4 protein-coding genes are annotated in these 3362 nt (G+C 71.1%); all 4 read right to left on the minus strand.

Features of this window, described 5'->3' with window-relative positions:
- Positions 1–190 precede the first annotated feature (190 nt).
- The 4 genes from D6718_11105 to D6718_11120 all read right to left on the minus strand — a co-directional run bounded on the left by D6718_11105 (position 191) and on the right by D6718_11120 (position 3029).
- A complete protein-coding gene (locus tag D6718_11105) occupies positions 191–886 on the minus strand; it encodes a GTP cyclohydrolase I FolE (protein ID RMG43875.1) in 696 nt (231 codons plus the stop codon).
- Positions 757–1125, minus strand: coding sequence for a 6-carboxytetrahydropterin synthase QueD (gene queD, locus D6718_11110; protein RMG43876.1), 369 nt, complete (start codon positions 1123–1125; stop codon positions 757–759). The genes D6718_11105 and queD overlap by 130 nt, the downstream gene beginning before the upstream one ends.
- Positions 1125–1493: a dihydroneopterin aldolase gene (gene folB, locus D6718_11115; protein ID RMG43877.1), complete on the minus strand. Its 369-nt coding sequence runs from the start codon at positions 1491–1493 to the stop codon at positions 1125–1127. The genes queD and folB overlap by 1 nt, the downstream gene beginning before the upstream one ends.
- 78 nt (positions 1494–1571) lie before the next feature.
- Positions 1572–3029 (minus strand): DUF4139 domain-containing protein, encoded by a 1458-nt coding sequence (locus tag D6718_11120; protein ID RMG43878.1) that lies wholly within the window; start codon positions 3027–3029, stop codon positions 1572–1574.
- Between the last annotated feature and the right edge of the window lie 333 nt (positions 3030–3362).

Genomic DNA, 3362 nt, shown 5'->3' on the forward strand with positions numbered 1-3362 from the left:
CGCCCCGGCGGAGTCCTCTTCGAGAGCCGCTCGGTCGCTCGGAACGGCGGCCGGGGAAGCCGGCAGCGCGCGCCCCCGGCGGAGTCCTCTTCGAGAGCCGCTCGGTCGCTCGGACCGGCGGCCGGGGAAACCGGCAACGCCCGCGGCGTGCCGCCACGAGGTTCCATGCGCACGTGCGCGCTCCGCGCGTTCAGCGAAACGCGTCCCGGACGAGCGCCTCGAGTTCCGGAGAGGGAGCGCCGCGCCGTTCCACCGTGACGAACCGGTGTCCCGCCTTCCGGGGGCCGCGCGCCGAGAGGCACTGGTGCTCGGCTTCGACGGCGACCACGAGCGAACGGGGGGAAAGGCCGCGTTCCAGCCCGTCCGCGATGCTGGCCGTGAGCGCTTCCTGCAGCGTCAGCCGGCGCGCGCAGGCGTCGACGACTCTCGCCACCGCTCCCAGACCCGCATGGCGCCCCTCCGGCACGTAGCCGGCGTGGGCGACCCCCCGGAAGGGCAGCAGGTGATGGGCGCAGACCGCGGTGAAAGCGATTCCGCTCAGCAGGACGGGGCCCCGCGCCGCGGGCATCTCGATCGGCCGCAGCAGCGCCGCCGGATCGGTGCCCGCCCCCGCCAGCAGGTCCTCGGTCCAGGCCTTGGCGAGCCGGCGCGGTGCCCGGCGCAGGAGCTCGCCGGCGTCGAGCGAGGGATCGGGCGGGCATCGGTCGAAGAGTTCCGCGAGGAGCTCGCTCCACAGCTTTTCGAGTCGTTCCGTGCTCACCGGTCCGCTCCCCCCTCCAGCTCCCCCCGGTACACCACCGCCGCGCCTTCCGTTTCGTACAGCTCCACCGCCCGCAGCCCGGGCAGCGCCGGGCGCAGCTCCCGCCACAGGTGGACCGCGATCCACTCCGCCGTGGGGTTTTCCAGCACGTCGTTGAGATGGGCGTGATCCAGCCGCTTCAGGACCCGCTCGGTCACCACCGCGTCGAGTTCGCCGAAGTCGATCACCATCCCCTGCTCCGGGTCGATTTCCCCCTCGACCTCCACGGTGAAGCGGTAGGAATGGCCATGGAGGTTGCGGCAACGGCCGGGGTGCCGCGGCAGCACGTGGCTGGCTTCGAAGCCATAGGTGCGGCGGAGCAGCATCAGGTGGTCTCCCTGTCGAGCGTGACCGACACGCCCACGCTGTCGACGATCCCGTCGACGACCGGGGTCTCCTTCTGTACCGCGACGCGCACCCGCTCGCAGGAGAAGGTCGACAGCAGTTCGCGGGCGATCCGGACGGCGAGCGTCTCGATGAGATGGAACGAGTTCTCGCGGCCGATCTTCACGACCAGGTCATGCACCTGCCTGTAGTCGATCGTGTCCTCGACACGGTCCGACTCGGCCGCGCGGCCGATCGGGGCCACCAGGTCGACGTCGACCCGGTGGCGGACGCCGATCTTCCGCTCGAGCTTGGTCAAGCCGTGGAAGGCGTGGAACCGGATCCCGCGCACCGAGATCTCACCGGTCATCAGCTCCTCTCCCGCCCGCCGGGTTCGACGGCCCGCCGGATTATGCCGCTCGCCGGATCCGGAGGCGACGGGGCCGGTTCACCACCGGACCGCCACGCGGTAGGTGAGGATCGTCTCGCCGTGCGCGGGGACCTCGAGTTCGAACTCGAGCGTCCCGGCATCGAGCTTGCGTCCGGGGTGGCTCGAGGACACGAGGCGCCAGTCCCCGCCGACCGGTTCCCGCACGGTGATCGTGACGGCGCGGTCCTTGTGGTTGCGGACGGCCACGCGGAACGCCGACTCGGCCTCCCGCCGCCCGAGGACGCGGTAGTCGGTCTGGGTGCGCTCGGCGACCACGTCGAAGGCCCGCCCCACCGACAGCCGGATCGTCTCACCGGCCGGGGTATGGTCGATGGCGTCCTCGCCCACGAACTGCTCCGCTCCGGAGCTGTCCCGCTCGTAGACGCGCACGGTTCCCTTCGGGAGCGGCATCCCGAGCCCGTGCGCGGCGTCGTTTCGGAACTCCAGCACCACTTCGGGCCGCTCCGGCTGCGTCAGAGTTCCGATCTCGCTCCGGTACCACCCCGCCCGTCCGGTCAACACGAGGCGCTTCTTCACCGGGACGCCGCGCGCCGACAGCAGGGCGAGCTGCTTGCTCTGGTTGTTCTTGAGCGTGGTCGGTCGCTCCAGCGTGTACAAGTGGTACTCGAACAGCTCTTCCTGGGCGAAACCGGGCGCCGCCGCCTTCTCCCGGTCCATCGGCGAAGCCTGGAACCGCGTTCCCCGAAGCCTCCGCACGTTCCCGGCGACGAGCTTGAGCAGCGCGTTCTCGAAACCGGCCCCGGACCGGTTCGAAACCGTCACCCAGCCGTTGAGATCGAGCTTCGTGTCCTCCTCGGCGAGCACCGCGACGTAGTCGGCCTGCCAGCTCACGCCGCCGGTGAGGTAGGACACCTCCACCCGCGAGCGGCCCTTCCGGGTCACGTCCACGGTCCACACCAGCGTCGGGCGCGACACGAGGTCCTCGGGCACGCTCGGGAGCGTCACCTGACCGCTCTGGAACAGGAGGACTCGGTCCCCCACCCGGTAGACGGGGCCGCCGTTGACCGAGAGCAGCACGGCGGGAACGCGCCGTTCCTCGAGATCGGATCCCCTCAAGACGACCTCGACCTCCTTGCCGACGTACTTTTCCATCAGCTTCTGCGGCGAGATGAGGTCGTACTCGTAGTTCTGCTCCAGGAGATCGAACCGGCCCGTTCCCCCGGCGGCCTGGAGATGGACCGTGCGCGGATCGATCGCCGACGGAACGTCCATGAACCTCAGGGTGCCGACGCCGACCCGCGGAAGCTCGATCTTCCGGACCTCGCGGACGAGCGCCAGGTCGTCGTTGTAGGCCGTCACCGCCACCGATTCGCGGGCCGACGCCGCGCTGTCGGGGAGCTCAACCTGCGCCACGGCGCTCGCCACCCCCGCGAGGGCGCAACCCACCGCCGTCCACCTGCTGCGCATCGTCGTTCCTCCCGCCGCGCCCGGAGCGGCGGGCCGGCGGTGGACCATCAAAGACCGTCGCGCCCTCCGTCGCAACTGAGGTGCTTCCTTCGCGGTGCGTTTTCGCCGCCGGGCGCCGGTTGGCACGGTTCCTGACCGTCCCGCCGCGGCGGGACGGGGACGTTCGGGTCGGCTCCGCTGGCGGAATCGAGGGAAACGAACGACAGGGCGGGCCCGCGGGCACGGCGGCCGGGCCGAAACTCGGAGACGGAGCGGCTTTCCGTCGTCTTCGGGGCTTTCGGGCTCGGCTGTCGACTTCCCGCTCACGCCGCGGGGAGCTTCTCCTTCGGCCGGGCCCGCAGCTTCCGCTCGTACGCCTTCCGGTAGCTCGCCGGCAGACCC

It is taken from the genome of Acidobacteriota bacterium (genome assembly GCA_003696075.1).
GTDB lineage: Bacteria > Acidobacteriota > Polarisedimenticolia > J045 > J045 > J045.